Source organism: Halopenitus salinus, from assembly GCF_055397165.1.
Genome location: NZ_AP043853.1, coordinates 1,980,914 through 2,005,293 on the forward strand (window position 1 = coordinate 1,980,914; position 24,380 = coordinate 2,005,293).

General features: G+C 69.3%; 28 protein-coding genes and 1 pseudogene. 16 read left to right on the forward strand and 13 right to left on the reverse strand.

Annotation, left to right across the window (positions count from 1 at the left end):
• Window positions 1-9 precede the first annotated feature (9 nt).
• The 3 genes from ACZ5YD_RS11680 to ACZ5YD_RS11690 all read right to left on the reverse strand — a co-directional run bounded on the left by ACZ5YD_RS11680 (window position 10) and on the right by ACZ5YD_RS11690 (window position 2,972).
• The gene (locus ACZ5YD_RS11680) at window positions 10-969 is read right to left on the reverse strand and encodes a CehA/McbA family metallohydrolase (RefSeq protein ID WP_379744417.1); all 960 of its coding nucleotides are present in this window, start codon (window positions 967-969) and stop codon (window positions 10-12) included.
• 59 nt (window positions 970-1,028) lie between these two features.
• On the reverse strand, window positions 1,029-2,090 hold the full coding sequence (locus ACZ5YD_RS11685) for a zinc-dependent alcohol dehydrogenase (RefSeq protein ID WP_379744415.1): 1,062 nt from the start codon (window positions 2,088-2,090) through the stop codon (window positions 1,029-1,031).
• A 132-nt stretch (window positions 2,091-2,222) separates the two neighbouring features.
• Complete coding sequence (locus ACZ5YD_RS11690) at window positions 2,223-2,972, reverse strand: molybdenum cofactor guanylyltransferase (protein ID WP_379744413.1); 750 nt, start codon at window positions 2,970-2,972, stop codon at window positions 2,223-2,225.
• 218 nt (window positions 2,973-3,190) lie between these two features.
• Here ACZ5YD_RS11690 and ACZ5YD_RS11695 point away from each other — a divergent pair, with 218 nt between their 5' ends.
• On the forward strand, window positions 3,191-5,065 hold the full coding sequence (locus ACZ5YD_RS11695) for an aldehyde ferredoxin oxidoreductase family protein (protein WP_379744411.1): 1,875 nt from the start codon (window positions 3,191-3,193) through the stop codon (window positions 5,063-5,065).
• A gap of 59 nt (window positions 5,066-5,124) precedes the next feature.
• On the opposite strand, the gene ACZ5YD_RS11700 is transcribed toward ACZ5YD_RS11695, so the two are convergent.
• Window positions 5,125-5,949 (reverse strand): DUF63 family protein, encoded by an 825-nt coding sequence (locus ACZ5YD_RS11700; RefSeq protein ID WP_379744409.1) that lies wholly within the window; start codon window positions 5,947-5,949, stop codon window positions 5,125-5,127.
• 189 nt (window positions 5,950-6,138) lie between these two features.
• Between ACZ5YD_RS11700 and ACZ5YD_RS11705 the strand changes: the two genes are divergently transcribed.
• Window positions 6,139-6,765, forward strand: a complete 627-nt coding sequence (locus tag ACZ5YD_RS11705) for an adenylate kinase (protein ID WP_379744407.1) — start codon at window positions 6,139-6,141, stop codon at window positions 6,763-6,765.
• Between the two features lie 98 nt (window positions 6,766-6,863).
• A complete protein-coding gene (locus ACZ5YD_RS11710) occupies window positions 6,864-7,781 on the forward strand; it encodes a DUF106 domain-containing protein (protein ID WP_379744406.1) in 918 nt (305 codons plus the stop codon).
• Between the two features lie 78 nt (window positions 7,782-7,859).
• Here the strand turns inward: ACZ5YD_RS11710 and ACZ5YD_RS11715 are convergent, their stop codons facing one another.
• The 3 genes from ACZ5YD_RS11715 to yqeC form a co-directional block, all read right to left on the reverse strand.
• Window positions 7,860-8,300, reverse strand: a complete 441-nt coding sequence (locus ACZ5YD_RS11715) for a thioredoxin family protein (protein WP_379744404.1) — start codon at window positions 8,298-8,300, stop codon at window positions 7,860-7,862.
• A gap of 113 nt (window positions 8,301-8,413) precedes the next feature.
• Window positions 8,414-9,073 (reverse strand): HAD family hydrolase, encoded by a 660-nt coding sequence (locus ACZ5YD_RS11720; protein ID WP_379744402.1) that lies wholly within the window; start codon window positions 9,071-9,073, stop codon window positions 8,414-8,416.
• 79 nt (window positions 9,074-9,152) lie between these two features.
• Entirely contained in the window at window positions 9,153-9,938 is a 786-nt protein-coding gene (gene yqeC, locus ACZ5YD_RS11725; RefSeq protein ID WP_379744400.1) for a selenium cofactor biosynthesis protein YqeC, read from the reverse strand.
• Between the two features lie 304 nt (window positions 9,939-10,242).
• On the opposite strand from yqeC, the gene ACZ5YD_RS11730 reads away from it, so the two are divergent.
• The 5 genes from ACZ5YD_RS11730 (at window position 10,243) to ACZ5YD_RS11750 (ending at window position 13,646) form a co-directional block, all read left to right on the forward strand.
• Window positions 10,243-10,617, forward strand: a complete 375-nt coding sequence (locus ACZ5YD_RS11730; RefSeq protein WP_379744398.1) for a DUF8159 domain-containing protein — start codon at window positions 10,243-10,245, stop codon at window positions 10,615-10,617.
• Window positions 10,614-11,549, forward strand: a complete 936-nt coding sequence (locus tag ACZ5YD_RS11735) for an alpha/beta hydrolase (RefSeq protein ID WP_379744396.1) — start codon at window positions 10,614-10,616, stop codon at window positions 11,547-11,549. Before ACZ5YD_RS11730 ends, ACZ5YD_RS11735 begins: the two co-directional genes overlap by 4 nt.
• Window positions 11,550-11,643: 94 nt before the next feature.
• Entirely contained in the window at window positions 11,644-11,955 is a 312-nt protein-coding gene (locus ACZ5YD_RS11740; RefSeq protein ID WP_379744395.1) for a thiamine-binding protein, read from the forward strand.
• A 57-nt stretch (window positions 11,956-12,012) separates the two neighbouring features.
• The gene (gene mch, locus ACZ5YD_RS11745) at window positions 12,013-12,948 is read left to right on the forward strand and encodes a methenyltetrahydromethanopterin cyclohydrolase (protein WP_379744393.1); all 936 of its coding nucleotides are present in this window, start codon (window positions 12,013-12,015) and stop codon (window positions 12,946-12,948) included.
• A gap of 14 nt (window positions 12,949-12,962) precedes the next feature.
• Complete coding sequence (locus ACZ5YD_RS11750) at window positions 12,963-13,646, forward strand: hypothetical protein (protein ID WP_379744391.1); 684 nt, start codon at window positions 12,963-12,965, stop codon at window positions 13,644-13,646.
• Window positions 13,647-13,712: 66 nt separating this feature from the next.
• Here ACZ5YD_RS11750 and ACZ5YD_RS11755 read toward each other — a convergent pair whose 3' ends face one another.
• Complete coding sequence (locus tag ACZ5YD_RS11755) at window positions 13,713-14,087, reverse strand: 30S ribosomal protein S8e (protein ID WP_379744389.1); 375 nt, start codon at window positions 14,085-14,087, stop codon at window positions 13,713-13,715.
• 110 nt (window positions 14,088-14,197) lie between these two features.
• Between ACZ5YD_RS11755 and ACZ5YD_RS11760 the strand changes: the two genes are divergently transcribed.
• Complete coding sequence (locus ACZ5YD_RS11760; protein WP_379744387.1) at window positions 14,198-14,713, forward strand: DUF2240 family protein; 516 nt, start codon at window positions 14,198-14,200, stop codon at window positions 14,711-14,713.
• Window positions 14,713-15,207, forward strand: a complete 495-nt coding sequence (locus tag ACZ5YD_RS11765; RefSeq protein WP_379744385.1) for a hypothetical protein — start codon at window positions 14,713-14,715, stop codon at window positions 15,205-15,207. Before ACZ5YD_RS11760 ends, ACZ5YD_RS11765 begins: the two co-directional genes overlap by 1 nt.
• A 38-nt stretch (window positions 15,208-15,245) precedes the next feature.
• Here the strand turns inward: ACZ5YD_RS11765 and ACZ5YD_RS11770 are convergent, their stop codons facing one another.
• Window positions 15,246-15,839, reverse strand: coding sequence for a MogA/MoaB family molybdenum cofactor biosynthesis protein (locus tag ACZ5YD_RS11770; protein ID WP_379744383.1), 594 nt, complete (start codon window positions 15,837-15,839; stop codon window positions 15,246-15,248).
• Between the two features lie 157 nt (window positions 15,840-15,996).
• Between ACZ5YD_RS11770 and ACZ5YD_RS11775 the strand changes: the two genes are divergently transcribed.
• The 5 genes and pseudogenes from ACZ5YD_RS11775 (at window position 15,997) to ACZ5YD_RS11795 (ending at window position 19,308) form a co-directional block, all read left to right on the forward strand.
• On the forward strand, window positions 15,997-17,037 hold the full coding sequence (locus tag ACZ5YD_RS11775; protein ID WP_379744381.1) for a zinc-binding dehydrogenase: 1,041 nt from the start codon (window positions 15,997-15,999) through the stop codon (window positions 17,035-17,037).
• Window positions 17,027-17,317 (forward strand): annotated as a pseudogene (locus tag ACZ5YD_RS11780) (hypothetical protein); the annotation flags it as partial. The gene ACZ5YD_RS11775 and the pseudogene ACZ5YD_RS11780, both read left to right, overlap by 11 nt.
• A gap of 282 nt (window positions 17,318-17,599) precedes the next feature.
• Window positions 17,600-18,025, forward strand: coding sequence for a CopG family ribbon-helix-helix protein (locus tag ACZ5YD_RS11785; RefSeq protein WP_379744379.1), 426 nt, complete (start codon window positions 17,600-17,602; stop codon window positions 18,023-18,025).
• A gap of 109 nt (window positions 18,026-18,134) precedes the next feature.
• Window positions 18,135-18,656 carry a TRAM domain-containing protein gene (locus ACZ5YD_RS11790; protein ID WP_379744377.1) on the forward strand — a complete coding sequence of 174 codons (522 nt, stop codon included), beginning with the start codon at window positions 18,135-18,137 and terminating at the stop codon, window positions 18,654-18,656.
• 79 nt (window positions 18,657-18,735) lie between these two features.
• A complete protein-coding gene (locus tag ACZ5YD_RS11795) occupies window positions 18,736-19,308 on the forward strand; it encodes a Tfx family DNA-binding protein (protein ID WP_379744375.1) in 573 nt (190 codons plus the stop codon).
• Window positions 19,309-19,399: 91 nt separating this feature from the next.
• On the opposite strand, the gene ACZ5YD_RS11800 is transcribed toward ACZ5YD_RS11795, so the two are convergent.
• Entirely contained in the window at window positions 19,400-20,704 is a 1,305-nt protein-coding gene (locus ACZ5YD_RS11800; RefSeq protein WP_379744373.1) for a 5'-deoxyadenosine deaminase, read from the reverse strand.
• A 129-nt stretch (window positions 20,705-20,833) separates the two neighbouring features.
• On the opposite strand from ACZ5YD_RS11800, the gene ACZ5YD_RS11805 reads away from it, so the two are divergent.
• The gene (locus tag ACZ5YD_RS11805) at window positions 20,834-21,397 is read left to right on the forward strand and encodes a peptidylprolyl isomerase (protein ID WP_379744371.1); all 564 of its coding nucleotides are present in this window, start codon (window positions 20,834-20,836) and stop codon (window positions 21,395-21,397) included.
• Window positions 21,398-21,440: 43 nt separating this feature from the next.
• Here ACZ5YD_RS11805 and ACZ5YD_RS11810 read toward each other — a convergent pair whose 3' ends face one another.
• The 3 genes from ACZ5YD_RS11810 to ACZ5YD_RS11820 form a co-directional block, all read right to left on the reverse strand.
• Entirely contained in the window at window positions 21,441-21,893 is a 453-nt protein-coding gene (locus ACZ5YD_RS11810; RefSeq protein ID WP_379744369.1) for a universal stress protein, read from the reverse strand.
• 93 nt (window positions 21,894-21,986) lie between these two features.
• Window positions 21,987-22,901, reverse strand: a complete 915-nt coding sequence (mdh, locus tag ACZ5YD_RS11815) for a malate dehydrogenase (RefSeq protein WP_379744367.1) — start codon at window positions 22,899-22,901, stop codon at window positions 21,987-21,989.
• 67 nt (window positions 22,902-22,968) lie between these two features.
• Complete coding sequence (locus ACZ5YD_RS11820; protein WP_379744365.1) at window positions 22,969-24,270, reverse strand: O-acetylhomoserine aminocarboxypropyltransferase/cysteine synthase family protein; 1,302 nt, start codon at window positions 24,268-24,270, stop codon at window positions 22,969-22,971.
• Between the last annotated feature and the right edge of the window lie 110 nt (window positions 24,271-24,380).

Below are 24,380 nucleotides of genomic sequence, written 5' to 3' on the forward strand. Positions count from 1 at the left end.
TCCGGGGGCTCACCGCAGCCACGAGGCGACCCGCGCGATCCGGTGGGCGCCCTGAAGCGCGCCCACGCGGGCCGTCGAGGCGGCGGTGAACGCCGCCCACCGTGCCGCGGCCGCGCTCCGGACGGCACCCGTCTTCGCGTAGTAGCCGGACTTGCGTCCCGCGGCGATGGCGTAGTGTCTGGCCGCCATCGGCACGGGCGCGCGCTTGCCCGACACGGTTGTCGTCCCGTCGCGGATCGCCTCGAGCACGTCCGCGGATTCCACCGCGTCGATCGACGCCGCGTCGTCGATCTCGACCTCGGTGAAGGCCCGTCCCACGTACTCGAGCGTGTGGGCGTCGCTCGCGGCGACGCCCGGAAGGGCGTTCTCGGCGGCGAACCGCCGAGCCTTGCGGTTTCGATAGCCCGTGAACAGCCACGCGTTGAACACCTCGATGGCGTCGACGCCGCTCGGGGGAGTCGCCCCGTCCGCTCCGGTCGGGGCTTCTCCGTCCGCGGTCGCGGGCGAGGGTTCACCGCCGTCCGCCGCCGTGGGCGAGGATTCCGTCCCGTCCCCTTTGGTTGCGATCCCCGACGCGTCCGCTTTCGTCGGGATGTAGCGACGACGGACGCCGTGTCGCGACCGCTGGAAGGGGTGGGGGACGATCGCCACCCCGCCGTGGTCGTGGATCCACTCCACCGTCTCGTCGTAGGGGACGCGATGCGGGGGCATCGAGTCGACGCCGATCGCGAGCAGGTGCCCGTGGGCGGTCGAGACCTCCACGCCGGGGATCCCGATCAGCCCGTACTCGGGCGCGAGTTCGGCGGCGCGAACCGACTCGGAACAGACGTCGTGGTCGGTGATGACCACCGCGTCGAGCCCGATGTCTGCGGCGTGTTCGAGGATCAACTCGACCGGCTCGTGGCCGTCGTAGGACGCCTCCGAGTGGACGTGCGGGTCGATCCTGACGGTGACGTTCTCGTTCGACACGCGTGCGTCTACGGCGGTGTCACATATAAACGCGATCGCTCGAGAGGAGATCGGGGCTCTCAGGGGATGATCAGCGTCTTCAGCGAGCCCTGATCCTCCGCGGATTCCGTCTCCCGTGCGAAGACCTCCGGAAGCTCCTCGAGCGGATGGCTGTTCGAGTTCTCGAGGATGACGTCGATGTCGAAGACGTCACGTTCCACGGCGCGATACGCCTCGCGGGCGTACTCCACGGCCTGCAGCTCGGTGTAGTGCATCGCGTTGAGGTTCTGCACCTCGAGTCCGTCCTCGTGGAAGCGATGGAAACAGAACTCCTCTATCGGCTCGTAGTTGTCCCCGTATAGCGCGAGGACCCCGTTGTGTGCGACCATTCCGAGCGCCTGTTTGATGCCGACCCCGGTCCCGCCCACGGCCTCGACGGCCACGTCGACGCCCTCGCCCTCGGTCAGCTCGTCGACGCGCGCTACGGGGTCCTCCTCCTCGGGATTGATCGCGACGTCGGCGCCGAGGTCCTTCGCGATCTCCAGCTTCTCGTCCGCGACGTCCACCGCGAAGACCCTCGAGGCGCCCGATTCGATCGCCCCCTGGAGGAGTATGTTGCCGGCGAAGCCCGCGCCGTTCACCGCGACCGTGTCCCCGAGTTTGACGTCCATCCGCCGGGCGGCCCACGCCGCACACGCGAGCGCCTCGTAGAGGCACCCGACCTCGAAGGACACGCCGTCCGGGATCGGCTGGACGTTCGAGACGTCCGTCACCCAGTAGTCCGTGTAGGTCGGGTAGTAGAGGCTTCCCACCCGGTCGCCGACCGAGACCGACCCGCCGCCGAGGTACTCGTCGACCGCCGATCCCACCGCCTCTATGGTCCCGCCGCCCTCGTGACCGAGCGGACCCATCGGGTAGGAGTGTCGTCGCCCTTCCCCCTCGTGGTATTCGCCGCCCTCGTTCGGGCGACCCCTCGCTTCGTCCTCCTCCCGGACGGTCACGCCCCGGTAGAAATAGCGTTCGGACCCGCAGACCGACGCCTGATGTGTCTTCACCAGCACGTCGTTGGGTCCGAGCTCCGGTAGCTCGACCGTGTCCATGTTGATCTCTCCCACGTCGAGGTACGCAACTCGGGTCTCCATGACGACTACAGGGGTCACGGATATCCACAAAAAGGTATTGGTGATACCTTTCAAACCGGATCGACGATCCCGATCGCCTCGACCCCGAGATCCATCCGCCGCCGACCGGCTTACGCTTCGCCGCCGATCGGTTCACGCCCCGTTCCCGTCGATCCGTTCCCTCGCGGACGCTAGGTCCTCGCGGGTGTTGAGGTTCTCGAAGGTCCGCTCGCTCGTCACTGCCCGGATCTCCTCGCCGTCGAGGACGACGTACTCGAGCTCGGAGAGCGCCTCGACTATCTTCCGTTTCCCGGCCGCGAGCATCCGATCGCAGGCTGCCGCCATCGGATCGGCCCGGTAGACCGCCTGCGTCGTCTGGAACCACCGGTCGTCGATCCGCGGAACCGACCCCTCGTGTCCGATCGCGCGCTCGTGGAGTCGCTCGATCAGGGTCGGATCGACGAACGGCATGTCGCAGGCGACGACCGCGACGTACTCCCCGGAGGCCCCGCGGCAGGCGTTCCTGATCCCCGCCATCGGGCCCTGGTCGGGCTCCTCGTCGACCGCGTAGCGAACCGCGAGCGGGTAGCCGTCCATCGCCTCCTCGATCGTCGGCCGCTGGTCGGCCCGGCAGTTGATCACGAGGTCCCGAACGACCGCCTCGCCGCCGCTCGCGCGGTCGCTGCCGGGATCGATCGGGTCGTCGACGCCCGCCAACCGGTCGGCGACCCGGCGGATCATCGGGGTCCCGGCGAGCGGCGCAACCGCCTTGTCGACCTCGCCGAACCGGGTCGACCGACCGCCCGCGACGATCGCGCCCGTCAGGCCCTCCGCCCCGCCCGTGGAGTCTTGCCCCCCGGTCGAAGAACGCCGATCTCCGGCCGCGGGCTCCTCGCTGACCATGGGGGAGGTTGGTCCCCGTCGCTCAAGGACTTTCCCCCGCCACTCGCGGACTTTTCCTCGATGCTCGAGGTCTCCCTCGCCACTCGCAGACTCTTCCCAAAGATCGCGGACCGGCGCGCGCTCGATGGGTCCTTCCCGTCCCGACCGCTTCCGGCCCGCGACCGGACGGCGTACCAGACGACATATACGCCGCGCGCGACAACGCTCCCCACGACTCGATGGCCGATCGGACACACGTGCTCCGCGCGGACCTCTCCGCCGGAACGCTCCGTCGCGAACGCGTTCCCGAGCGCTGGCGCCGTCTGTACCTCGGCGGGAAGGGTCTCGGCGCGCGCTATCTCCTCTCGGAGCTCGAGCCGGGGGTCGATCCGCTCGCTCCCGACAACCTCCTCTGTTTCCTCGTCGGTCCGCTCTCCGGCTCCGTGCCCGGCGAGCCGCGGTACGCCGCCGTGACGAAGTCCCCGCTCACCGGCTGTTTTCTCGACTCCTACGCCGGCGGCGAGTTCGCGGCTCGGCTGGCGGGATCGCTCGACGACTGTCTCGGGCTCCTCGTGACCGGCGCGAGCGACGATCCCGTCCGAATCGAGATCGACGGCGGCGCGGGACGGATCGTCCCCGCCGACTGCTGGGGCAGGGACGCCGTCGAGACCGCCGAACGCCACCCGGAGGCCGCCGTGGCGTGTGCCGGCCCCGCGGGCGAGAACGGCGTTCGATACGCGACGATCGCCTCCGACGGCGGCGAGCATCACGCCGGTCGTGGCGGCGCCGGCGCCGTGATGGGTGCGAAGGGGCTCAAGGCCGTCGTCGCTCGCGGGAACTCGGCGGACCCGGCAACCCCCAAGCTCGCGACCCTGCGTGAGGAGTACGAGGACCGATTCGCCGCGGATTCGACCGGCCGCTGGCACGCCGCCTCCGGCACCGCGGAGTCGGCCGAGTTCGCGAACGCCGTCGGTGGACTCGCGACCGAGGGCTGGACGCGGGACCGCTTCGAGGGCGTCGAGTCGATAGGCGTCGAGGCCGCTCGGGAGGCCTCGACCGGCAGGGAGAACCCCGATTCGGCCGTTTCCGGCGACTTCCGGGTCGAAACCGACGCCGGTGAGACGGTTCCGCGCGGCGCGGTGTCGATGTCGCTCGGCGCCGGGCTCGGTATCGACGACTTCGACGCGGTTGCCGCGCTCGGCGGGCTCTGTGACCGCCTCGGGATCGACGTCGTCTCGGCCGGCAACGCGGTCGCGTGGCTCGCCCGCTCCGCGGACGAGTCCGATGTCGTCGATGTCGACGTCGCCTTCGGGGATCCGGCGGTCGCCCGGCGCGCCATTCGACGTATCGCCGGTGTGAGTGTCGATTCCGATGAGGGCGGTTCCGATGAGATCGATCCCGAGGCGATCGAGGCGCTCCGGCTGGGCGTCGAGGTCGCCGCGGACCGGTTCGACCTCACGACCGTTCCGACCGTGAAGTCGATGACGCTTCCGTCCTACGATCCCCGGGTCGCTCCGGCGATGGCGCTCGCGTACGCCACGAGCGACCGCGGCGGCTGCCACCGCCGGGCCCGCCCGATCGAGCGCGAGGTCTTCACCGCGTGGGATCAAGGCGACCGCGTCCAGCCCGTGATCCGGGCCCAGAACGTTCGATCGCTTCTGTGGAGCCTCGTGGCCGACGACTTCGCCGGCGAGACCATGTGGTCCGACCGGGGCCAGCCCTTCATGCGTGCGCTCGATTCGACCGCCGACGTGGCGTATCCGACCGACTCGGACGCGCTCTCCGCGGTCGGCGAGCGGATCTGGACGCTGGTCCGCCTGTTCAACGTCAGGGAGGGGTTCGACCGCGGCGACGATCGGCTTCCGGACCTGTTCGCGGAACCGATCGCCGACGGGCCGGCCGCGGGACGCCGGATCGATCCGGCGGCGTTCGAGGAGACCCTCGACGCCTACTACCGCTCGCGGGGGTGGAACGCCGAGGGAGTCCCGACGGCGGCGACCATCGATCGACTGGGACTCGATCGATCGGAGCTCGACCGACCGGAGCTCGATCTCGACGACGCGCCCGACAACGCGGAACGCCAGCTCTCACGCACGGGGACTGACGACCGGTAGCTCACGCTCGGAGGGCGGCGAACCGTAGCTCACACGCTTGCGGGACGACGAACGGCGGATCACGCGCCCCAGACGGTGAACAGCAACAGGTTGTGCGCGCCCGGTCCGAGCCCGACCGCGGCGACGAGTCCGAGCAGGAGGTACCCCTCCGTCGGGTCCTCCTCGACGTAGTCGGCGAACAGCACGACGACGAGGCTCGCGACCGCGAGCTTGACGAGAACGAACAGCCAGCCGACCCCCATCGCCTCCGGCGTCGGCAGGCCGGCCGCCGCCTCCATGACGAGCCGCGACAGCGGCGTCCGCTCGCCGAACCCGAGGACGTCGACGCCGACGGCCGTCGAGACCCCGTCGAGCGCGTGTGCGAACACCGCGAGCGCACCCACCTCGCCCGTGATCGAGGCGCGGGGAACCGCCCGGACGAGCGCAAACCACGTTCCGGCCGCGATCGGCACGGCGAGGACGAGCGCCGCAGCGGGCCAGGTCGGCGAGAGGCTTCCGCTTCGCGCGCCCGCGGCCAGGGCGACGGCGACGACGGAAACGAGCGCCGCCACCCCGCTTGCGGCCAGGACCGTCGGAACCCGGCTCGCCGGGATCGCCTCCGTCGAGTCGATCGCGATCCAAACCGCGCCGGCGATCGCCGCGACCGTGAGGTAGACCGCCGGCGTCCCGGCGAACGGTCGCGCCGCCTCGGGTAACGCGCCGATCACGTACAGCACGTGCAGACACGACCCGACGACCATCCACGGCGCGAGCGCGAGTACGTGTCGAGACTCCACGCGCGGCGGGCTCCGTCGAAACGCGGCGCCGACGAGTCCGACCGCGGCGAGCAGGACGAGCAGGTGCGGCAACGCCGGCAACGTGAACCCCTCGGGGAGAAACGCCATGTCCACGAAGGCGACGCGGCGTCCCGAAAGCGTTTCGGGTCTTCTCCGAGCCGGATCCACGACACGACCGGGACGGAACGAAAGAGGACGGAACCCGACTGGACGACACCGGCGAAACCGGACGGGGAGCGCTCCCGCCGTCGCGTCGATATCTTCAAGGCTTTAGGTGGGGGCTTCCACCGTTCGCACATGAGCCACCGCGTTCTCCTGCTTGGCGCACCCGGTGCGGGCAAGGGCACACAGAGCACGAAGCTGGCCGAGGAATACGGCATCGAGCACGTCACAACCGGCGACGCGCTGCGGGCCCGAAAGGACATGGAGACGGAGTACGGCACCCCCCGCGAGTACATGGAGGCGGGCGATCTCGTCCCGGACCCGGTCGTCAACGAGATCGTCGAGGCCGCGCTCGCGGACGCCGACGGCTTCGTTCTCGACGGCTACCCGCGCAACCTCGACCAGGCCGAGTACCTCTCGGAGATCACGGACCTCGACGCCGTGATCTTCCTCGACGTCGACGAGGAGGTCCTCGTCGACCGGCTGACGGGCCGGCGCGTCTGTGAGGACTGCGGCGCGAACTACCACGTCGAGTTCGCCCCGCCCGAGGAACCGGGCGTCTGTGACGAGTGCGGCGGCGACCTCCACCAGCGCGACGACGACACCGAGGAGACGGCCAGGGAGCGGTTGTCCGTCTACCGGGAGAACACCGAACCCGTCATCGAGCACTTCCGCGAGACCGGCGACCTCGTCGAGATCGACGGCGAGGCCGCGCCCGACGAGGTCTTCGATCGGATCCGGAACGTCCTCGACGAGGAGTGATCGCCTCACGTCCGGATGCGGATGGACGCTCGATCGATCCGCTCGCCCGCGGACGCGAGCTAAAAGGTTCTTAACCGTCCGTTTCCTACCGGCTCACGATGAGCAAGGTCGAACGGAAGGTCCGTGGCCTCGTCGCGGAGGACGAGGAGATGCGCGGGGCCATAGAGACCGTCCTCGACAACGCCGACGACGGCGAGGTGAAGTGGGTCGACGTCCGCGACGAGCTGACGAGCGGACAGTGGGGCCGCCTGATCGAAAAGGGGGTCCTCGTCGACGGCGACGCCGGATTCGCGCTCGCCGACCGCGAGGGGATCGAGGCCGGACTCGAGTCCGCCGACGAGTCCGGCGGGTCCGGCGGCTCCGGCTCCGACGCCGAGACCCCCGAGGAGACGTCCTGGTCGAAGTGGGACAAGCTCGCCGGGCTCGTGACCGTCGGGTTCTTCGTCGGCTACGCGTGGGCGCCGGTCAGATCGGTCATCGCGGGGGCGGTCGACCTCGTGTTCGGACCGCTCGCCGAGATCGTCCCCTTCTACGTCGTCATCATGGTCGTCGCGCTCGCCACCGGCCTCTACTCGACGCTGTTGCGCGCCGGGATCATGGACATGGAGAAGATGGGCCAGTACCAGGACCGGATGAAGGAGATCCAACAGCGCCGCAAGGAGGCCAAAGAGCGCGACGATCAGGAGGCGCTCGACCGCATCCAGGACGAACAGATGGAGGCGATGGGCGACCAGCTCGGCATGTTCAAAGAGCAGTTCCGCCCGATGGTGTGGATCATGTTCCTCACCATTCCGGCGTTCCTGTGGATGTACTGGGTCGTCGGCTACCGCGGCAGCGAGGCCCACTACGAGCTCGGCGAGATCGTCGTCCCGATCGCCGGCCAGCCGCTCGCGTGGACCGATCCGCTCCTCGGGCCGATCCAGATCTGGATCGTCTGGTACTTCCTCTGCTCGATGGCGTTCACCCAGATCATCCAAAAGAGCCTGAACATCCAGATGTCGCCGACGTCGACCTGATCGCGGACGCCACTCCTTCCTCTTTCCCCTCTCGGAAACCGTTCACCGGTCGGAAACCGTTCACCGAGTTGTACCCCCTTACCGTTCCTTCGGAACCCGGTCCGGCGCGTGGGTCGCGAGGAACTCGAGGATCCGGTCGGCCCCGACGAACCCCTCCGCGAGGCGGTCGACCGGCTCGCCGTCGACGACCACGAGAAGCGTCGGCACGCTCGCTATCGTGAACCGCTCGATCAGCTCGGGGTCGTCCCGCGGGTTGATCGTCGCGACCGGAACGTCCGCCGCGCGTGCGACCGCCCCGAGAACCGGCTGGATCGACTCACACAGCGTACACCCTTCGGTGTGGAACTCCACGAGGACGATCTCGTGGTCGGCGAGGAACGCGTCCAGCTCCTCGGCCGAGTGCATCTCCACGGGCCTCGCTGGAGCGTCGCCGTCCGTCGTGTCGATCCCCGCCGTCTCACCGTCCGCCGTGTCGCTGTCCCCCTCGGTATCGCCTCGGATCGTCGACTCGCCGGTCATGGGTACGATTGGGGCGGCAGGGGCAAAGCCTCGTCGCCGGTCGCTCCGGGGACGAATCGATGCGGGACCGCAAGCGGCGCCCGGTTCGACGGTGGCCGTGGGGTTGAGACTCCTCAGCGGCGACCGCAGATGCTCACCAGGTCGTGGAGGTCGTCGATCTCGTAGGTCGGCTGGCGCGTCAACTCGAAGTCGCGGCGGTGTGGACGGCGGATGAACGCCGAGTCGATCCCGGCGTTGTCGGCCGCCTCCAGGTCGGACTCGTTGTCGCCGACGAAGAGCGCGGTCTCGGCCGAGAGGTCCTCCAGCGCGCGCTCGAGGTAGTAGGGCGACGGCTTCTTGCGCGAGAGGCTGGCGATCGACGGCTCGCGGCCGTAGGCGGTCTCGAATCGTCCGGCGAGGCCGAAGTGATCGAGGAGGAAGTCGACCGTCGCCTGCTGGTTCGAGGAGACCACGCCGAGGGCGGCGTCGATCTCGTCGAGGACGTCGAGGTCGTCGTAGGGCGTCTTGCGGCCGGCCCGCGCGTCCTCGACCTGCGCGTCGCTCGCGACGCGGTCGCGAACGCGCCAGAACTCGCTCGGATCGATGTCGTACCGCTCGCAGACGTCCGTGAGCGTCGCGGGCGTCACGCCGATGGCGACGTCGTCCACGTGGGCGAGATCCGGGTCCTCGACGCCGACGCTCTCGAAGGCGTTCCAGGCCGCCTCCCGAAGCGTATCGAAGGGTGTCCGTCCCACGAGCACCCCGTCGTTGTCGAAGACTACCGCGTCGTACACGTCCGTACTCGGGGCGACACGCGGAAAAAGGTTTCAACTGACGCGGTAGCGCGCGATCGCTTCGGCCGCGCTCCGATCCTCACCCCGTCGGAACGACGTCGACCACCTCGCCCTCGATGAGCCGTCCGAGGACGACGTGTGGCACGGCGGGACCATCCCTCCCGTCGCGTTCGAGTCGTCCGATGAGCCCCTCCGCGATCCGGCGTGCCACGGCGAGGTCCGCCTCGTCGTCGACCTTGTTGAGCAGGGGGACGACACGTGCGCCCTCGGGAACGTTCCTCAGGCCGCCCCGATCGCTCGCGAGCACCGCGGCGACCGTCTCCGGGCCGATCGGCTCGCCGATCTCGGCGTCGACGCCTGCGGCGCGAGCCACCTCGCGGACCCGTTCCGGCCGGTGGACGGACTCCTGATCGAGGGGCTCGCCGACGGCCGAGACGCTCGCGATCGGCACCACGACGTCGACGGAATCGGGGATCTGCGGTTCCGCCTCGCCGGGCGCCTTGAACTCGCGCATTCGCGCGCCGTCGGCCTTGATCAACACGCTTCCGTCGCCGCGGTGGGCGTCGACGATCGACGCGGCAGCCTCACGACCGTACCCGAGATATCGGTCGTCCCGTCCACGCTCGCGCTCGCGGACCAGCCCGAGCGGGAACTCGTTCGGAGACGCGTTCGCGAGGCGATCCACGGGGTCGTCCGTGACCTCGACCGTTTCGACGTGCGGGTCGAAGATCGGGATCCGGACGGACGCCGTGATCACCGCTCGATCGAGGCGCTCCGCGAGCGCGTACATCGTCGTCTTCTTCCCGCCCGCGCCGACCACGGCGATCGCGGCGTCCTCGGCGAAGAGCGCCTCGGTGAGGTGCATCGAGGTCGAATACGGATTCGGATCGAAAAGCGCTGTCGCCGTTTCACGTCCGTGTGTTCGTGTTGGTGGTGTGGTAACACGACGTCGATCGCAGAAAGGTTAATAGGCTCGATGCCAAAGAATGGCTTGCCGCGCGGGAAACCCAAATCGTGTGCCTCTGACAACCGAATTTGGTTCGTCGTCCCCCCGACGATCCCCCCCGCACGCGGCTTTTCGACGCGAGTGCTCCGCCCGGTGAGGCTCCCCTCCGCGCGTTCGTTCTGGCTCCCGGTACCGATTTAGCCTCGGCGACACAACGGTCGCCATGACCATGGACGCCGACGCGCTCGCGGCGGAGCTTCGCAGCTACGGGATAAGCGTCGAGGACCTCTCGGTCGACGAGGATGCCCTCCGGGTCACCTACATGACCGCGTTCCCCGGCGACACCGTCCACCACCCCGAGATCGGTCGTGCGTGTAACGCCCTCATCGACCTCCAGGAGGCCGACCGCTGGGAGCCGACGCGCGTCGAGGCCACCGTCGAGCGCGCCCCCGGGGACGTACTCGGCCGCTGGCACGTCGAGCCGGAGTGGTTCGAGCGGCTCGCGTCCTACGAGCTCTCGGAGACCGAATTCTCCACGCGCGTGGTCGAGACGATCGACCACGCGTCCGAGACGTCGACCGCGGAGGACGCCCCGTGAGCCGACGGACCCCGCGAAACCGCGCCCAGCGAGACCTCGATCGCCCGGCGCGCGAGCGGTATGCCACCCGTTCGCTCACCTTCGAGATCGGCGGCGACACCTGCCGCGGCACGCTGTATCTCCCCTCCGGGACGCCGGACCCGCCTGTCGTCGTCATGGGGCCGGAACTCGGCGCGGACCGGTCGTTCGGCCTGCCGGCGGTCGCGGAACGGTTCGCCGCCGCCGGATACGCGGCCTTCCGGTTCGACTATCGCGGCTTCGGCGACTCCGGGGGAAGCGATCGCCGGATCGCGCCAGTCCATCATCGCGAGGACTACGACGCCGCGGTCGATCGCGTCCGTCGGATCGACGACCTCGGCCCCGGCGTCGCGCTCTACGGCTCCGGGCTCGGAGCCCTTCACGCCCTCCGGGCCGCGTCCGATCGCCGCGACGTCGACGCCGTTCTCGCCATCACGCCGCTCCTCGACGGCCGTGCCCTCCTTCGTCGTCGCGCCGCCAAGCCCTTCCTGGCCGCGATGGCGACCGGGGTACGGGACGCGACGATCGGACGTCTCGGCGGGGGACGAACCGTCCCGATCGTCGGAGGGGAGGCCGACCGAGCCGTCCTCACCGACCCCGGCGCCAAACGGGGGTACCTCGACCTGGTCGACCGCGAGTCGACCTGGCGCAACGAGACGCCCGCCCGATCCCTCGTCTCGCTCGCCCGCGCTCGGCTCGGTGACCGGATCGAGGACGTCCACGCGCCCACGCTGATGCTGGCGGGCGATCGCGACGCGCTCGCGCCCGAACCCGCGGTCGAATCGGCCGCCGATCGGCTCCCGTCGTCCACCTACGTTCGAATGCCCGCCGACCACTGGTCGGTCTACGGCGCCGACTTCGAACCCGCGGTCGGCCACCAGATCGCCTTCCTCCGGGACGCATTCGACGCCTAACCGTGGCGGCGTCTCTTTGGAGCGCGGAGTTCTCGACCCCCAGGAACGGGATCGTCCGCGCGCATTTATGTCTCCGCCGGCCGATCGATCCGACATGACCGCAATCGCGCTGTTGAGCGTCGCGCCCGTGATCGAGGGAAGCATGTCCGGCGAGGTCGCGAAGGCCGTCGACGCCCTGGAGGCGTTCGACGTGAGCTACGAGACGAATCCGATGGGAACCGTGATCGAGGCCGACGACGCCGCGACGCTGTTCGCCGCGGCGCGGGCCGCCCACGAGGCCGTCGACGGGGACCGGGTCTCGACGGTGTTGAAGATCGACGACAAGCGGACCGCCGACGTCTCGGCGTCGGAGAAGGTCGAGGCGGTCGAGGACCACCTCGGCCGCGAGGCGTCCGGCGGCCGGTGAGCGCGCCGGTGCGGACACCTTGATAAGCCCCTTAGGCGAGGAGCGCCCACGGGCGGTATGGACAGCATCAACCGGACCGCGATCGAGCTCGTCGACGAGGCGCTCGACTTCGCCGGCGAGTTGAACGTCGCGGCCTACGAGCTGGAGAACGAGGCGACGGTCCTCGACTTCGGCGTCCAGGCCGACGGCGGCATCGAGGCCGGGATCCTCCTCGCGGAGATCCAGACGGCGGGCCTCGCGAACGTGACGAGTACCATGGACCGGGTCGCCGGCACGCCCCGTCCCTTCATCGAGGTGACGACGGACCACCCGGCCATCGCCCTGCTTTGTTCCCAGAAAGCGGGCTGGGAGCTCGAGTTCGACGGGTTCGAGGGGCTCGGATCCGGTCCCGCCCGCGCGCTCGTCGGCCGGGAGACGGAGTTCGAGCGGATCGGCTACTACGACGAGTTCGAGTTCGCGACGCTTTCGGTCGAGTCGACCGCGCTACCCGACGAGACGGTCGCGGAACACGTCGCCGACCTCGCCGGCGTCGAGCCCTCGGGGGTCTTCCTGCCGACCTTCGCGACCGGGTCCATCGTCGGATCGGTGACCATGGCCGCGCGCGCGGCCGAGCTCGCGATGTTCCGGCTTCTGGAGCTCGGCTACGACCCGACGGACGTGCTCACCGCCTCCGGCTCCGCGCCGGTCGCCCCGGTCAGCTACGACGAGGACGTCGCCATGGGTCGGACGAACGACGCCATCGCCTACGGCGGCGAGGTCTACCTGCGGGTCGCCCGCGACGACGCGCGCTTCGACGAGCTCGTCTCGACGGCTCGCGACGACTACGGCACCCCCTTCCTCGAACTCTTCGAGTCGGCCGACTGGGACCTCTATGACGTCCCCGAGTCCGTCTTCGCGCCCGCCCACGTCACCGTCGACGTCGTCGACGGGCCGACCTACACCCACGGCGGGGTCGACGACGCGATGCTCGCGGAATCGTTCGGCCTCGAGTGATCGCCGGGACGCCCATGCCGACCGACACGAACTCGGATCCGGACGCCGGCGAATCGGACGTCCCCGAACCGAACGCCGGGGAACCCTCCGTCGACGAATCTCGCCCTCCCGATCGACGCGCCGCCGTCCGGTTCAAGATGGTTCCCGCTCCGCCCCAGGACCGACCGCTCGAGCGACTTCGCGATGCGTGGCGGACGGTCCCGATCGTCCCCGCCGACGAGGACGACTGCTGTGAGCGGCTCATGCAGCGGGTCGGATTTGCGAGCCGGGACGTCTCGCGCACCTGGCTCACGTTCCTGCGCGCGCTCGGCGTCGTCGAGCGGACCGGGTCGGGATTCAAACGCGTCGGCGAGGAACCGGCGGCCGAACGGCTCCGCGAGGCGTTCCTCGATCGGATCCTCCTCTCGCACGAGGTGCTTTGGGCGGCCTCCAAGTGCGGGAGTGGCGCCGCTCTCGCGACCCCGAAGGCCGTCTTCGACCGGATCCGATCGGACGTTCCGACCTACGAGCGGTACAAGAATCCCGACTCCTGGGAGTCCATCTGGCGGGAACGAACCGGTCACGTCCTCGAGTGGCTCGTCGCGTTCGACCTCCTCGAGCGAGTCGGACCTGCCGGTACCGACCTCGATGACGATGCACGTGGGGAAGATCCGATCGGGTACGTCCCGACCGATCGCGGACGCGATCGGATCGAGTAGTTCGGCCATCGCGTCCGACGGACGTCGACCGCGACCGCATTGACGACCCGCGACCGTGGCCGTGTACTACTCCTCGATCGCGACCGCGTTGACGAGTCCGGTCTGTCCGGGACGTGAGGTGACGCGCGCGCGTCCCTCGCTCGTCTCGATGACCGCGCCCTTCGTGATGATGTTTCGGCGGACGTAATTGACGTTCGAGGGGTTCTCGACCACGTTCTCGATCTCGGCGGTCACGGTCTCGCCGCCGTCGGCGATCTGGGCCGTGTTCGTCGAGAGCGCGCGGACCTTCGTGTCGTTTCCGCGGGCGTCGACGTACCGGAACCGCGGCTCGCCGACGGTCGTCTCGGCGGGCTGGCGGCCGAGCTGGTGTCGCTTCTTGTCGTGGGAGGGCCGCAGTCGACCCCCGGTGCGCTTGCGCGTGGAGCGTCCCTGATCCTTCATACGTCCGGAGACGGCCAGCGAATACTTGAACCGTTCGACTCGGGGCGCCCTTCGCAGGGCGCGCGCGACGGTTCGGTAGCTTTACCGGCGTCGATCGCCGGGATCCGTTCATGAGTCTGCAGGTCGCCGTCGCCGTCCCGTTTCGACAGCGGGGCACGGACCGCCTCGGCGAGGGCGAGTTCGTCGTCGCCCTGTCGCTCGATCGCGACTGGTTCTCCCCCGACCAGGCGAAGCGGCTCGTCGACCTCGCGAGGGGCCGTGGCCTGCTCGATATCGACCCGGAGACCGACGATCTCGTCCCGGGATTCGACCTCGACGCGGTCGAGATACCCGAGGACTTCACTCCCGACGAGAGCGTCCTCCGCGAGCAGTCCACCTTCGAGCGCGCGCTCGAGACGATCGTGAGCAACGGCGTCGACAAACAGACCGCCGTCGCCTCGATCAACGAGCGACAACGCGATCTGGGGATCTCGATCGAGGCTGCCGCGGTCGTCTACGCGCGCGAGCGCGGCACTGACGTCGACGGACTGGCCGATGCGGTCCGCCGGGAGATCGTCGAAAGCACGACCGACCGAGCGGACGGGAACGTTCCCGACGGGGAGACCGACGCGGGAGGTCCCGTCTGATGGTCGAGGATCGGCTGACCGACGGCGTCCGGATCGCCCAGCTTCTCTCCTCGGAGATAACCGGCGACGCCGGCCGACTTCGCGAGCTTCGGGTGACCGACGCCGATCCCGACGTCGAGGCGACCGTCGACGGCGAGTTGGCCTACCGGATCGTCCTCGACGATCCGGACGGTTCCGACGACGTTGATGGCGATGACGCCGATGGCAATGGCGACGACGGTACCGGTAGCGATGTCGGCGACGGTGGCGACGTCGGAACCGGCGACGGCGGCCGGGAGATCGCCGCGGTCCACGTGCAACCGGACCGCGCACGTCTCGAGTTCAACGAGGCGCCAGAGATCGTGGCCGAGGCGGCGAGTCAGGCCGGGCTTCGGGTTCGTCCGACGGCCACGAGGCCGCCGCGGACCATCGTGTTCCTCGAGGACGGCGCACAGGTCAAGTGGGCGCTGCCCGTCCTGGAGTCGGTTCTCGAGTCGGTTCTCGAATCGGAGTAGGGTCGGCCGCCGTTCCGGATCCTCTCCGAGTTGGATCCTCACTCCTCACGGCGTGCGAGCCCGGTCAGGTGCTCGATCTCCGGGAGGATGATCTCCTCCATCCCGAGCCGGACGGCGTTCCTCGATCCGGGCAGGCAGAACACCGGGACTCCGTCGGCGATCCCGGCCGTCGCACGCGATCCGATCGTTCGCGTGCCGACCTCCTCGTAGGAGAGCCGACGGAACGTCTCGCCGAAGCCCGGGAGGTCCTTCTCGAAGAGCGGCGCGACCGCTTCCGGGGTCACGTCGTCCGGCGTCACGCCGGTGCCCCCGGTGGTCACCACCGCGTCCGTATCCTCACGGCTGACGAGCCGATCGATCGTCCCCTGGATGGCGTCGAAGTCGTCCCGGATCACCTCGCGGACGGACACCTCGTGGGCCGCCTCCCCGAGGGCGCTCTCGATGAACTCGCCGGAGGGGTCGTCGTCCATCGTCCGCGAGGACGTCACCGTGACGATCGCCACGCGAACCCGATCGAGGTCGTGAGCGTGGTGGTCGTGGCCGTGGTCCTCGCCGTGGTCGTGATCTTCGTGTTCGCCTGTACCGTCGTGATCGTGGTCCTCCCCGTGGTCGTGATCGTGTCCGTCGGTCATGTCCGACCGTACCGTCCGGGCGCACAAAGGCTTCCGGCTCCCGCGTTCGTGCCGACCCACATCCGATTCCCGCATCCGAGCCCATCGGCTTCACCCGCCCGCGTCCGAGTCCATCGGCCACGGAACCGTTTAGTCGCTCGCCGTGGTGTCGATCGGTATGCGATCGGTGACCTTCTCCGAACACGGCGACCGCGACGTGATCGAATACGCCGAACTGGCGGACCCCGAACCGGCCGACGACGAGGTTCTCGTCGACGTCAAGGCCGGCGCGCTCAACCACCTCGACGTGTGGACGCGCCGCGGGCTTCCGGGGGTCGATCTCGAGATGCCACACACTCCGGGCAGCGACGCGGCCGGTGTCGTGGAGTCGGTCGGAGCGGACGTCGAACGCTTCGAGCCCGGCGATCACGTCGCGGTCTCGGCGGGCGTCTCGTGTGGCACCTGCGAGTTCTGTCGGGACGGCGACCCGACGCTCTGCTATCGGTTCCGGATCCTCGGCGAGCACATGCCGGGCGTCCACGCCGAACGCGCCGCGGTTCCGGCGGACAACCTCGTTCCGGTCCCCGACCACGTCGAGTGGGAGGTCGCCGGCTCGGCCTCGCTCGTCTTCCAGACGGCCTGGCGAATGTTGCACACGCGCGCGGAGGTCGAGGCCGGCGAGCGCGTCCTCGTCCTCGGCGCCTCCGGCGGCGTCGGCCACGCCGCAGTGCAGATCGCGGACCACGCGGGCTGTGAGGTGTTCGCGACCGCCTCCAGCGAGGCGAAGCTCCGCCACGCCGAGGCGTGCGGGGCCGACCACGTCATCGACTACGAGGCGGACGACTTCGCCGAGGAGGTCGCGGCCCTGACCGACCGCCGCGGAGTCGACGTCGTCGTCGATCACGTCGGCGCGGCGACCTACCCCGACTCGCTGGCGTCGCTCGCGCGCGGAGGCCGGCTCGTTACCTGCGGAGCGACGACGGGGCCGAACCCCGACGCCGGACTCAACCGGATCTTCTGGAACCAGCTTTCCGTCATCGGCTCGACGATGGGGACACCCGGCGAGGTCGACGACGTCCTCGAGCACGTCTGGGACGGCACCTTCGAGCCGCGGATCCGGGAGACATTCCCGATGAGCGAGGCCGCGGAGGCCCACCGGCTCCTCGAGGATCGTGAGGGCTTTGGCAAGGTGGTGGTAATTCCCGACAGTGAGCTCTGATCGCAGCGATCCCGGCCGTTCCGATCGCGTGGACGATCCCGATCCCTCCGAGGCCGACGCACGTCCCGAGCCGGACGGGTTCGGCCGCGCCGGGTGGCTCCTCGCGGCCGCCGTGATCGGCTGTACGCTCGTGATTCCCGGGATCATCTACGTTTACCCCTACGCGGTGGGCGTCTTCGACCTCGGCTTCTTCGGCACGTACCTCGCCTTGCCGATGGTCCCCGCCGTGCTGTTGGGTCTGATCGCGGTCTGGACGATGACGGCGGCGGCGCCCGACCGGAGCGACTCCGAAAGCGGGGCCGGCGACCGGACCGACCTTGAGGGCGGGACCGGAGACCGGGAGGACCACGCGGCCGGACGCGATCACGATCTGATCTTCGACGACGATGCCGGCGTGAACGGACACGATCACGACGTCGACGCCGAGCGTGACTCCGACTCCGAATCCGACTCCGCTTGATGGCGGTCCCTCCCCTGACGGGGGAGGGCGATCCGGTGGGTCACCCGATCGAACCACCCACGCGACTCAATCTTTAACAACTCGCCGGCGCGTAGTTAACATATGACCGTCGTCAGCGTCTCGATGCCCGAGGAGCTGTTGGAGCGGATCGACCGATTCGCGGAGGACCACGGCTACACCGGCCGCAGCGAGGTCGTTCGCGAGTCGGCCCGCAATCTCCTCGGGGAGTTCGAGGACGCCAGCTTGGAGGACCGGGAGCTGATGGCCGTCGTCACCGTGCTGTTCAACTACGAGACGACGAGCGTCGAGGAGCGCATGATGCGGCTGCGACACGAACACGAGCGGCTCGTCGCCTCGAACTTTCACAGCCACGTCGGCGCCCACTACTGCATGGAGCTTTTCGTCCTCGAGGGGCGCCTCGAGGAGATCTCCTCGTTCGTGGGCAAGATCCGCGCGACACAGGACACCCTCTCCGTCGACTACAGCGTGATGCCGGTCGACGAGTTCGGCCCCGTCACCCCGGAGTGAGCGCTCGCTCGCACATCCCCGCCCGGGCCACCTCGGCCGGGGCGGCCCGTTCGACCGCCGCGGTAGGCTAGTCGGAAACGTAAAGAGCGCACGTCGGCTAACTGCCGCCATGGCGGACTGTCCACTCGCCGACGACTGCCCGAGCTTCGAGGAGCGAATCCAGGGGATGGGCTGTCAACACTACGGCGATCGCGGGGGTGCCGAGTGGTGTCAACACTACGATATGCCGATCCACGAGCTGAAACGCCAGCCCGTCCAGCCCGGCGAGGAGGTCGTCGTCGAGGTCGACGACATCCACGAGAGCGGCGCCGGCGTCGGCCGCACCGACGACGGGTTCATCGTTCTCGTCGACGGCGTCCTCCCGCCGGCGCGTGCGGAGGTCCGGATCCATCGCGTCAAGTCCAACCACGCGACTTCCAAGAAGGTCGTCGACCGGCTTCCACTCGAGGAGGATGAAGACGACGAGGACGCGGACGACGCGGGTTCGGACGCGGCGGACGGCGCCGACCCGGACTCGGCCGACACGGAGGACGCGGTCGACGACGACGAGGACGAGGACGAAGCCGACTCGGAGCGTGAGGGAATCGCCAGGGAGCGCCTCGGCAGTCGCGAGAACTTCTGGGGCCGGTAGAGGCCCCTCCTCCTTCCCCCGGAGGAACCCGGACAGTCCGTACTGTACCTTTTTCCGCCCGCATCCCCTCCCCGGTGACATGGATGCAGACGACGGAACGGGCGACGTCGATCGAGGCCGGGACCGAACGGATTCCGGGGACGGATCCGGCGGCTCCGCTGGCGACCTCGGATCGTTCGAGGGTGCTGACGCGATCGACGCGGACTCCGTCGACGACCTGCTCGAGCGTGCCGGATTTCGTGCCGACGGGAGCGTGCTCACCCGTCGCCAGGCCGAGGTGCTCGTGTTGCGCGAACGCGGCATGAAGCAGTCCGATATCGCCGCCGTACTCGGCACCTCGCGTGCGAACGTCTCGAGCGTGGAGTCGAGCGCTCGCGAGAACGTCGAGAAGGCCCGCGAGACCGTGGCGTTCGCCGAGACGCTCACGGCGCCGGTCCGCGTCGAGATCCCCGCCGGAACCGACCTGTACGACGTTCCCGGAACCGTCTACGACGCCTGCGACGGGGCGGGCGTGAAGGTCAACCACACCGCCCCCGAGCTGATGCGGACGGTCGGCGACGCCGCCGGCGACGCCGTCCACGGGCGCGAGGTCAAACGACGGCTTCTCGTCACCGTGAGCCACGACGGGACCGTCCGCGTCCGCAGGCCGTGAGGTTGATCGGCGTTCATTGGGCGTACGGCTGATCGACGTTCTCCGATCGCGAGGGTGACCCGCATCCGCCGAACGCGAAGCCGAGCGACGATCAGATCCGCTCCGCGATCCGTTTCGCGTGCCGGGTCGCCCGCTCGCGAATCTCCCCCGCGTCCACGCCGACGTGTTCGCCGTCGTCGTATCGCACCGTGCCGTCGACCATCGTGAAGGCGACGTCGTCCCCGTGGGCCGCGTAGACGAGGTGTGAGACCGGATCGTGGATCGGGGTCGTCCGCGCCCGATCGGCGGACAGCCCGATCACGTCCGCGCGGTACCCCTCCCGGAGCGCGCCGATCCGGTCGAAACCGGCCGCCCGCGCGCCGCCCGCGGTCGCCATCCCGAGGACGCGTTCGGCCGGCAGCCGGGTGGGATCGAGGGCGTCGACCTTCCCGAGGAGGCTCGCCTGGCGCATCTCCGTGAACGGGTCGAGCGTGTTGTTACACGGCGGTCCGTCGTTGCCGAGCGCGACCGTGATCCCCCGATCGAGGTACTCCGAGATCGGGGCGATCCCGCTCGCGAGCTTCATGTTCGAGGAGGGACAGTGGGTCACCACCGTCCCGGTCTCCGCGAGCAGCTCGCGCTCGCGCTCGTCGGTGTGGACGCAGTGGGCGAGGGTCACGTCGGGTCCCGTGAGACCGACCTCGTCGAGGAACCGGAGGTTCGAGGTCCCGGTCCGCTCCTCGACGGCCTCGACCTCCTCGCGGTTCTCGTTCGCGTGCGTGTGGATCCGGACGCCGTCGTGGCGATCGGCCAGTTCGCGACAGCCCCGCAGGCACGCCTCGGTACACGACAGCGCGAATCGGGGGGTCACCGCATATCGGATCCGGCCGTCGGCCGCGCCGTGGTACTCGCGGAGGAGCGACTCGCTCTCCGCGAGGGCGGTCTCCGCGTCCTGTTCGAGTCCCGACGGCGAGTCAGCGTCCATGAGTACCTTCCCCATGCGGGCGCGGATCCCTAGGTCGATCGCGGCCTCGAAGGCCGCCTCGGAGTGGTGGACCGTGAGGTGGTCGACGACGGTCGTGGTTCCCGACTCGAGACACTCGAGGTAGCCGAGTTCGGCCGCCGCTCGAGTCGCCTCCGCGTCCATCTCCGCCTCCATCGGGAGGACGTGATCGAAGAGCCACTCGAGAAGCGCCGCGTCGTCGGCGATCCCCCGACCGATCGACTGCACCGAGTGGACGTGGGCGCCGACCAGTCCCGGCGCGACCAGATCGAACGCGCGCCGCTCGCGGTCCGGAAAGCGGTCGACCAGCTCCTCGCGGCCGCCGACGGCAGCGATCTCCGATCCATCCACGACGACGGCCCCGTCCTCGATGACCGTCCCGGGGTCCGCCACGACCGTTCCCGTGAGCAACATCCCTGCCGAACGAGGTCCCGTGCGGTGAAGAGGCTGTCCGTTCGCCCCGGCGGCACACCCGGGGAGGACGGTCCCCCGATCCGGCGTCGAATGAGCAGCGTTTTCCGGACGCCGCCCCCACCAGGGGACATGACCGATTCGGACTCCGACAACCCGACGGCGACGATCCACACCACTCACGGCGACATCGAGGTCGAGCTCTTCGCGGAGCGCGCGCCGCGAACCGTGGAGAACTTCGTCGGGCTCGCCGAGGGCGCGAACGACTACGAGAACACCGAGGTCGCTCCCGGAACCGGCGCCTGGGAGGACCCCGAGTCGGGCGAAAAGCGGATCGACCCGCTCTACTCCGACGTCGCCTTCCACCGCGTCATCGACGACTTCATGATCCAGGGCGGCGACCCGACCGAGACCGGCCGCGGCGGCCCGGGCTACCAGTTCGACGACGAGTTCCACGACGACCTCGGCCACGACGACCCGGGGATCCTCTCGATGGCCAACTCCGGGCCCGACACCAACGGCTCGCAGTTCTTCATCACCCTCGACGCCCAGCCCCACCTCGACGGCCGCCATGCCGTCTTCGGGCGGGTCACGGACGGCATGGACGTCGTCGAGGAGATCGGTTCGCTCCCGACCGACAGACAGGACGAGCCGACCACCGACGCCGCGATCGAGTCGATCGACGTCGATCGGTAGGGTCTGACGGTCGAACGCGCCGCCGGATCCACTCTTCTACTTTTTACTCTTCCACCGTCGTCTTCACGATGGTGATCGGCTCGCTCGATCGGCGAGCCACGCGCTCGGTCACCGACCCCAGAAGCCGGCGATACTCCCCGGGACGGTCCTTCGTGCCCATCACCGTGAGACCGATGTCCTCGTCGTCGATGTACCCGATGATCGCCTCGTCGGGCTCGCCGTGGTGCACCTCGGTGACGACCGAGTCGACGCCGGCGTCTTTCGCTTCGGACCCGATCCGCTCGACCGCCTCCTCGCCGAACTCCTCGAGGGTTCGTTCGACCCCCTCGAACTCGTGGACGTACTCGTCGCCGGGGTAGGCGTTGATCACGCCCTCGTCGACCACGAAGAGCACGTGGAGGGTCGCGCCGTACCGCTTTGCCGCGTCGATCGCGTGCTCGGTCGCCCGGTCGACCCCCTCGCTTCCGTCGGTCGGCAACAGGATTCGGTCGTACATCGACCGGAACTTCGTCCGGGCGTCGCTTAAAAGTGTTCGAGGGTTCCTTACGAACGCGTCCGAGGGCGTCTCCCAGTGCGCTCGAGCCCGTTCTCAGGCGATCTCCGCGTACTGCTCTGAGAGCTTCTCCGCGGCCTCCGCCATCAGATCGCGCTCGTACTCGTCGAGGTCCCACTCGATGACCTCCTCGATCCCGTTCGACCCGAGCCTCGCGGGGACGCCGAAGGCGGTGTCCTCGTGGCCGTACTCGCCCTCGAGGGCGACCGAGCAGGGGAGGACCTCCCCGGTGTCCCGCAGGATCGCCTCGACGACGTGGGCGACGCCGGTGGCGGGGCCCCACTGGGTGGCGCCCTTTCGCTCGATGACGTCCATCGCGGACTCCTGGAGGTCGGCCAGGATCGCCTCGCGCTCGTCCGGATCGAAGCTCGGATCGCGGCCGTCGACGCGCACCTTCGAGAAGACCGGGACCTGCGCGTCGCCGTGCTCGCCGAGGATCGTCGCCTCGACGTTCCGTACGGGCACGTCGAACCGCTCGGCGAGCACGTACCGGAAGCGCGCGGAGTCGAGCCGGCCGCCGAACCCGACGACCGAGTGGCGGTCGCGGTCGCCGACCTCGTAGAGGTGCCGGTTGAGCAGGTCGACCGGGTTCGAGGTCGTCACGGTGACGAAGTCGTCGTTGTACTCCGCGATCGACGAGCCGATGTCCGCCATGATCGGCGCGTTGTCGCCGGCGAGGTCGATCCGGGTCTGGCCGGGCTGGCGCGGGATCCCGGCGGTGATCACGACGACGTCCGAGCCCGCGGTGTCCTCGTAGCCGCCCTGTCGAACGGTCGTGTTCGAGTCGTACGCGACGCCGTGGTTGACGTCCGCGGCCTGTCCGACCGCCTCCGGTTCCTTGTCCGGGATGTCCACGAAGACGAGCTCGTCCGCCACGTCACGCAACGCGATGTTGTAGCCGGCGGCGGCACCGACGGTGCCGGCGGCGCCGACCACGCTCACTTTGGTCATGCCTCCGGAGAAGGGGACGCGAGTCCCCTAACCGTTTCGACGAACGTCTACAATCGGACGGGGCGCTTCACTCGGTCGCGGTCTCGATCGCCTGATCGAGGTCGGCGAGGATGTCCTCGGGGTCCTCGAGGCCGACCGACAGCCGGACCATGTCCTCCGTGACGCCCGCCGACAGCAGCTCCTCCTCGGACAGCTGCTGGTGGGTCGTCGAGGCCGGATGGATGATGAGCGTCTTCGCGTCGCCGACGTTGGCCAGAAGCGAGGCGATCTCGGTGCTCTCGACCGTCGTCTTTGCGGCGTCGTATCCCGACTCCAGCCCGAAGGTGATCATGCCGCCGTATCCGTCGAGGTACTCGCTTGCGGCCTCGTGGGTCTCGTGGTCCTCCAGGCCGGGGTAGTTGACCCAGCTCACCTCGGGGTGGTCGGAGAGGTGCTCGGCGACGATCTCGGCGTTCTCACAGTGGCGGTCCATCCGGAACGGCAGCGTGTTGAGCCCCTGGATCGTCTGCCAGGAGTCGAAGGGGGACTGCTGGCAGCCGAGGTCGCGCAGCCCGCGAGCGACGGCGGCGTAGGTGAACGCGGCGTCGCCGAACCGCTCGGTGAAGTTGACGCCGTGGTAGGCCGGGTTGTCGCCGCCGATCTCGGGGTACTTATCGGCGTGTTCGCCCCACGGGAAGCTGCCGCCGTCGACGAGGACGCCGCCGATCGTGGTGCCGGCGCCGTGGATCCACTTCGTGGTCGAGTGCCACACGAGGTCCGCGCCGTGGTCGAGCGGGTTACAGAGGTACGGCGTCGCGAACGTGTTGTCGACGAGAAGCGGCGCGTCGTGCTCGTGGGCGACCTCGGCGATCGCCTCGATGTCGGGCGTCACGAGCGCCGGGTTGCCGATCGTCTCGAGGTGGACGTAGGCGGTGTCCTCGTCGATCGCCTCCTCGTAGGCGTCGACGTCGAGCGTGTCGACGAACCGCGTGGAGACGCCGCGCCGCTCGACGGTGTGGGTGAGGTAGGTGTAGGTGCCCCCGTAAAGCGAGGAGGCCGAGACGATGTTGTCGCCGGGACCGGCGAGCAGGAAGGTCGCGAGGTTCAACGCGGCCATTCCGGAGCTCGTCGCGACGGCGGCGATCCCGCCCTCGAGGGAGGCGATCCGCTCCTCGAGGACCGCGTTCGTCGGGTTCATGATCCGCGAGTAGATGTTGCCGGGCTCCTCCAGGGCGAAAAGCGAGGCCGCGTGGTCGGCGTCGTCGAAGGAGTAGGAGGTCGTCTGATAGATGGGCGTCGCGCGCGCGCCGGTCGTCGGATCGGGTTTCGCGCCCGCGTGGAGGCTCCGGGTCGCGAACCGTTGCGTGTCGTCGTCGGATTCGTCTGCCATATCCGTCTCCTCGGCCGCCGCCGTGTTAAAGACACGCGGCTCCTGCAGGTCCTGCCGACGTTCCGGATGCGTTCGCACGCCCTCGTCGACGGTCCCGATTCGGTCGACTT

Bases quoted from the DNA above. Each gene is read 5' to 3' on its own strand.
- ACZ5YD_RS11710 (WP_379744406.1), top strand. From the start codon at position 6,864: ATGAGCAAGGTCGAACGGAAGGTCCGTGGCCTCGTCGCGGAGGACGAG.
- ACZ5YD_RS11800 (WP_379744373.1), bottom strand. From the start codon at position 20,704: ATGTTGCTCACGGGAACGGTCGTGGCGGACCCCGGGACGGTCATCGAG.
- ACZ5YD_RS11750 (WP_379744391.1), top strand. From the start codon at position 12,963: ATGCCGACCGACACGAACTCGGATCCGGACGCCGGCGAATCGGACGTC.
- mdh (WP_379744367.1), bottom strand. From the start codon at position 22,901: ATGACCAAAGTGAGCGTGGTCGGCGCCGCCGGCACCGTCGGTGCCGCC.
- ACZ5YD_RS11795 (WP_379744375.1), top strand. From the start codon at position 18,736: ATGGATGCAGACGACGGAACGGGCGACGTCGATCGAGGCCGGGACCGA.
- ACZ5YD_RS11785 (WP_379744379.1), top strand. From the start codon at position 17,600: ATGACCGTCGTCAGCGTCTCGATGCCCGAGGAGCTGTTGGAGCGGATC.
- ACZ5YD_RS11820 (WP_379744365.1), bottom strand. From the start codon at position 24,270: ATGGCAGACGAATCCGACGACGACACGCAACGGTTCGCGACCCGGAGC.
- ACZ5YD_RS11740 (WP_379744395.1), top strand. From the start codon at position 11,644: ATGACCGCAATCGCGCTGTTGAGCGTCGCGCCCGTGATCGAGGGAAGC.
- ACZ5YD_RS11770 (WP_379744383.1), bottom strand. From the start codon at position 15,839: ATGACCGACGGACACGATCACGACCACGGGGAGGACCACGATCACGAC.
- ACZ5YD_RS11805 (WP_379744371.1), top strand. From the start codon at position 20,834: ATGACCGATTCGGACTCCGACAACCCGACGGCGACGATCCACACCACT.
- ACZ5YD_RS11685 (WP_379744415.1), bottom strand. From the start codon at position 2,090: ATGGAGACCCGAGTTGCGTACCTCGACGTGGGAGAGATCAACATGGAC.
- ACZ5YD_RS11690 (WP_379744413.1), bottom strand. From the start codon at position 2,972: ATGGTCAGCGAGGAGCCCGCGGCCGGAGATCGGCGTTCTTCGACCGGG.
- ACZ5YD_RS11700 (WP_379744409.1), bottom strand. From the start codon at position 5,949: ATGGCGTTTCTCCCCGAGGGGTTCACGTTGCCGGCGTTGCCGCACCTG.
- ACZ5YD_RS11730 (WP_379744398.1), top strand. From the start codon at position 10,243: ATGACCATGGACGCCGACGCGCTCGCGGCGGAGCTTCGCAGCTACGGG.
- yqeC (WP_379744400.1), bottom strand. From the start codon at position 9,938: ATGCACCTCACCGAGGCGCTCTTCGCCGAGGACGCCGCGATCGCCGTG.
- ACZ5YD_RS11755 (WP_379744389.1), bottom strand. From the start codon at position 14,087: ATGAAGGATCAGGGACGCTCCACGCGCAAGCGCACCGGGGGTCGACTG.
- ACZ5YD_RS11765 (WP_379744385.1), top strand. From the start codon at position 14,713: ATGGTCGAGGATCGGCTGACCGACGGCGTCCGGATCGCCCAGCTTCTC.
- mch (WP_379744393.1), top strand. From the start codon at position 12,013: ATGGACAGCATCAACCGGACCGCGATCGAGCTCGTCGACGAGGCGCTC.
- ACZ5YD_RS11810 (WP_379744369.1), bottom strand. From the start codon at position 21,893: ATGTACGACCGAATCCTGTTGCCGACCGACGGAAGCGAGGGGGTCGAC.
- ACZ5YD_RS11790 (WP_379744377.1), top strand. From the start codon at position 18,135: ATGGCGGACTGTCCACTCGCCGACGACTGCCCGAGCTTCGAGGAGCGA.
- ACZ5YD_RS11775 (WP_379744381.1), top strand. From the start codon at position 15,997: ATGCGATCGGTGACCTTCTCCGAACACGGCGACCGCGACGTGATCGAA.
- ACZ5YD_RS11715 (WP_379744404.1), bottom strand. From the start codon at position 8,300: ATGACCGGCGAGTCGACGATCCGAGGCGATACCGAGGGGGACAGCGAC.
- ACZ5YD_RS11695 (WP_379744411.1), top strand. From the start codon at position 3,191: ATGGCCGATCGGACACACGTGCTCCGCGCGGACCTCTCCGCCGGAACG.
- ACZ5YD_RS11760 (WP_379744387.1), top strand. From the start codon at position 14,198: ATGAGTCTGCAGGTCGCCGTCGCCGTCCCGTTTCGACAGCGGGGCACG.
- ACZ5YD_RS11705 (WP_379744407.1), top strand. From the start codon at position 6,139: ATGAGCCACCGCGTTCTCCTGCTTGGCGCACCCGGTGCGGGCAAGGGC.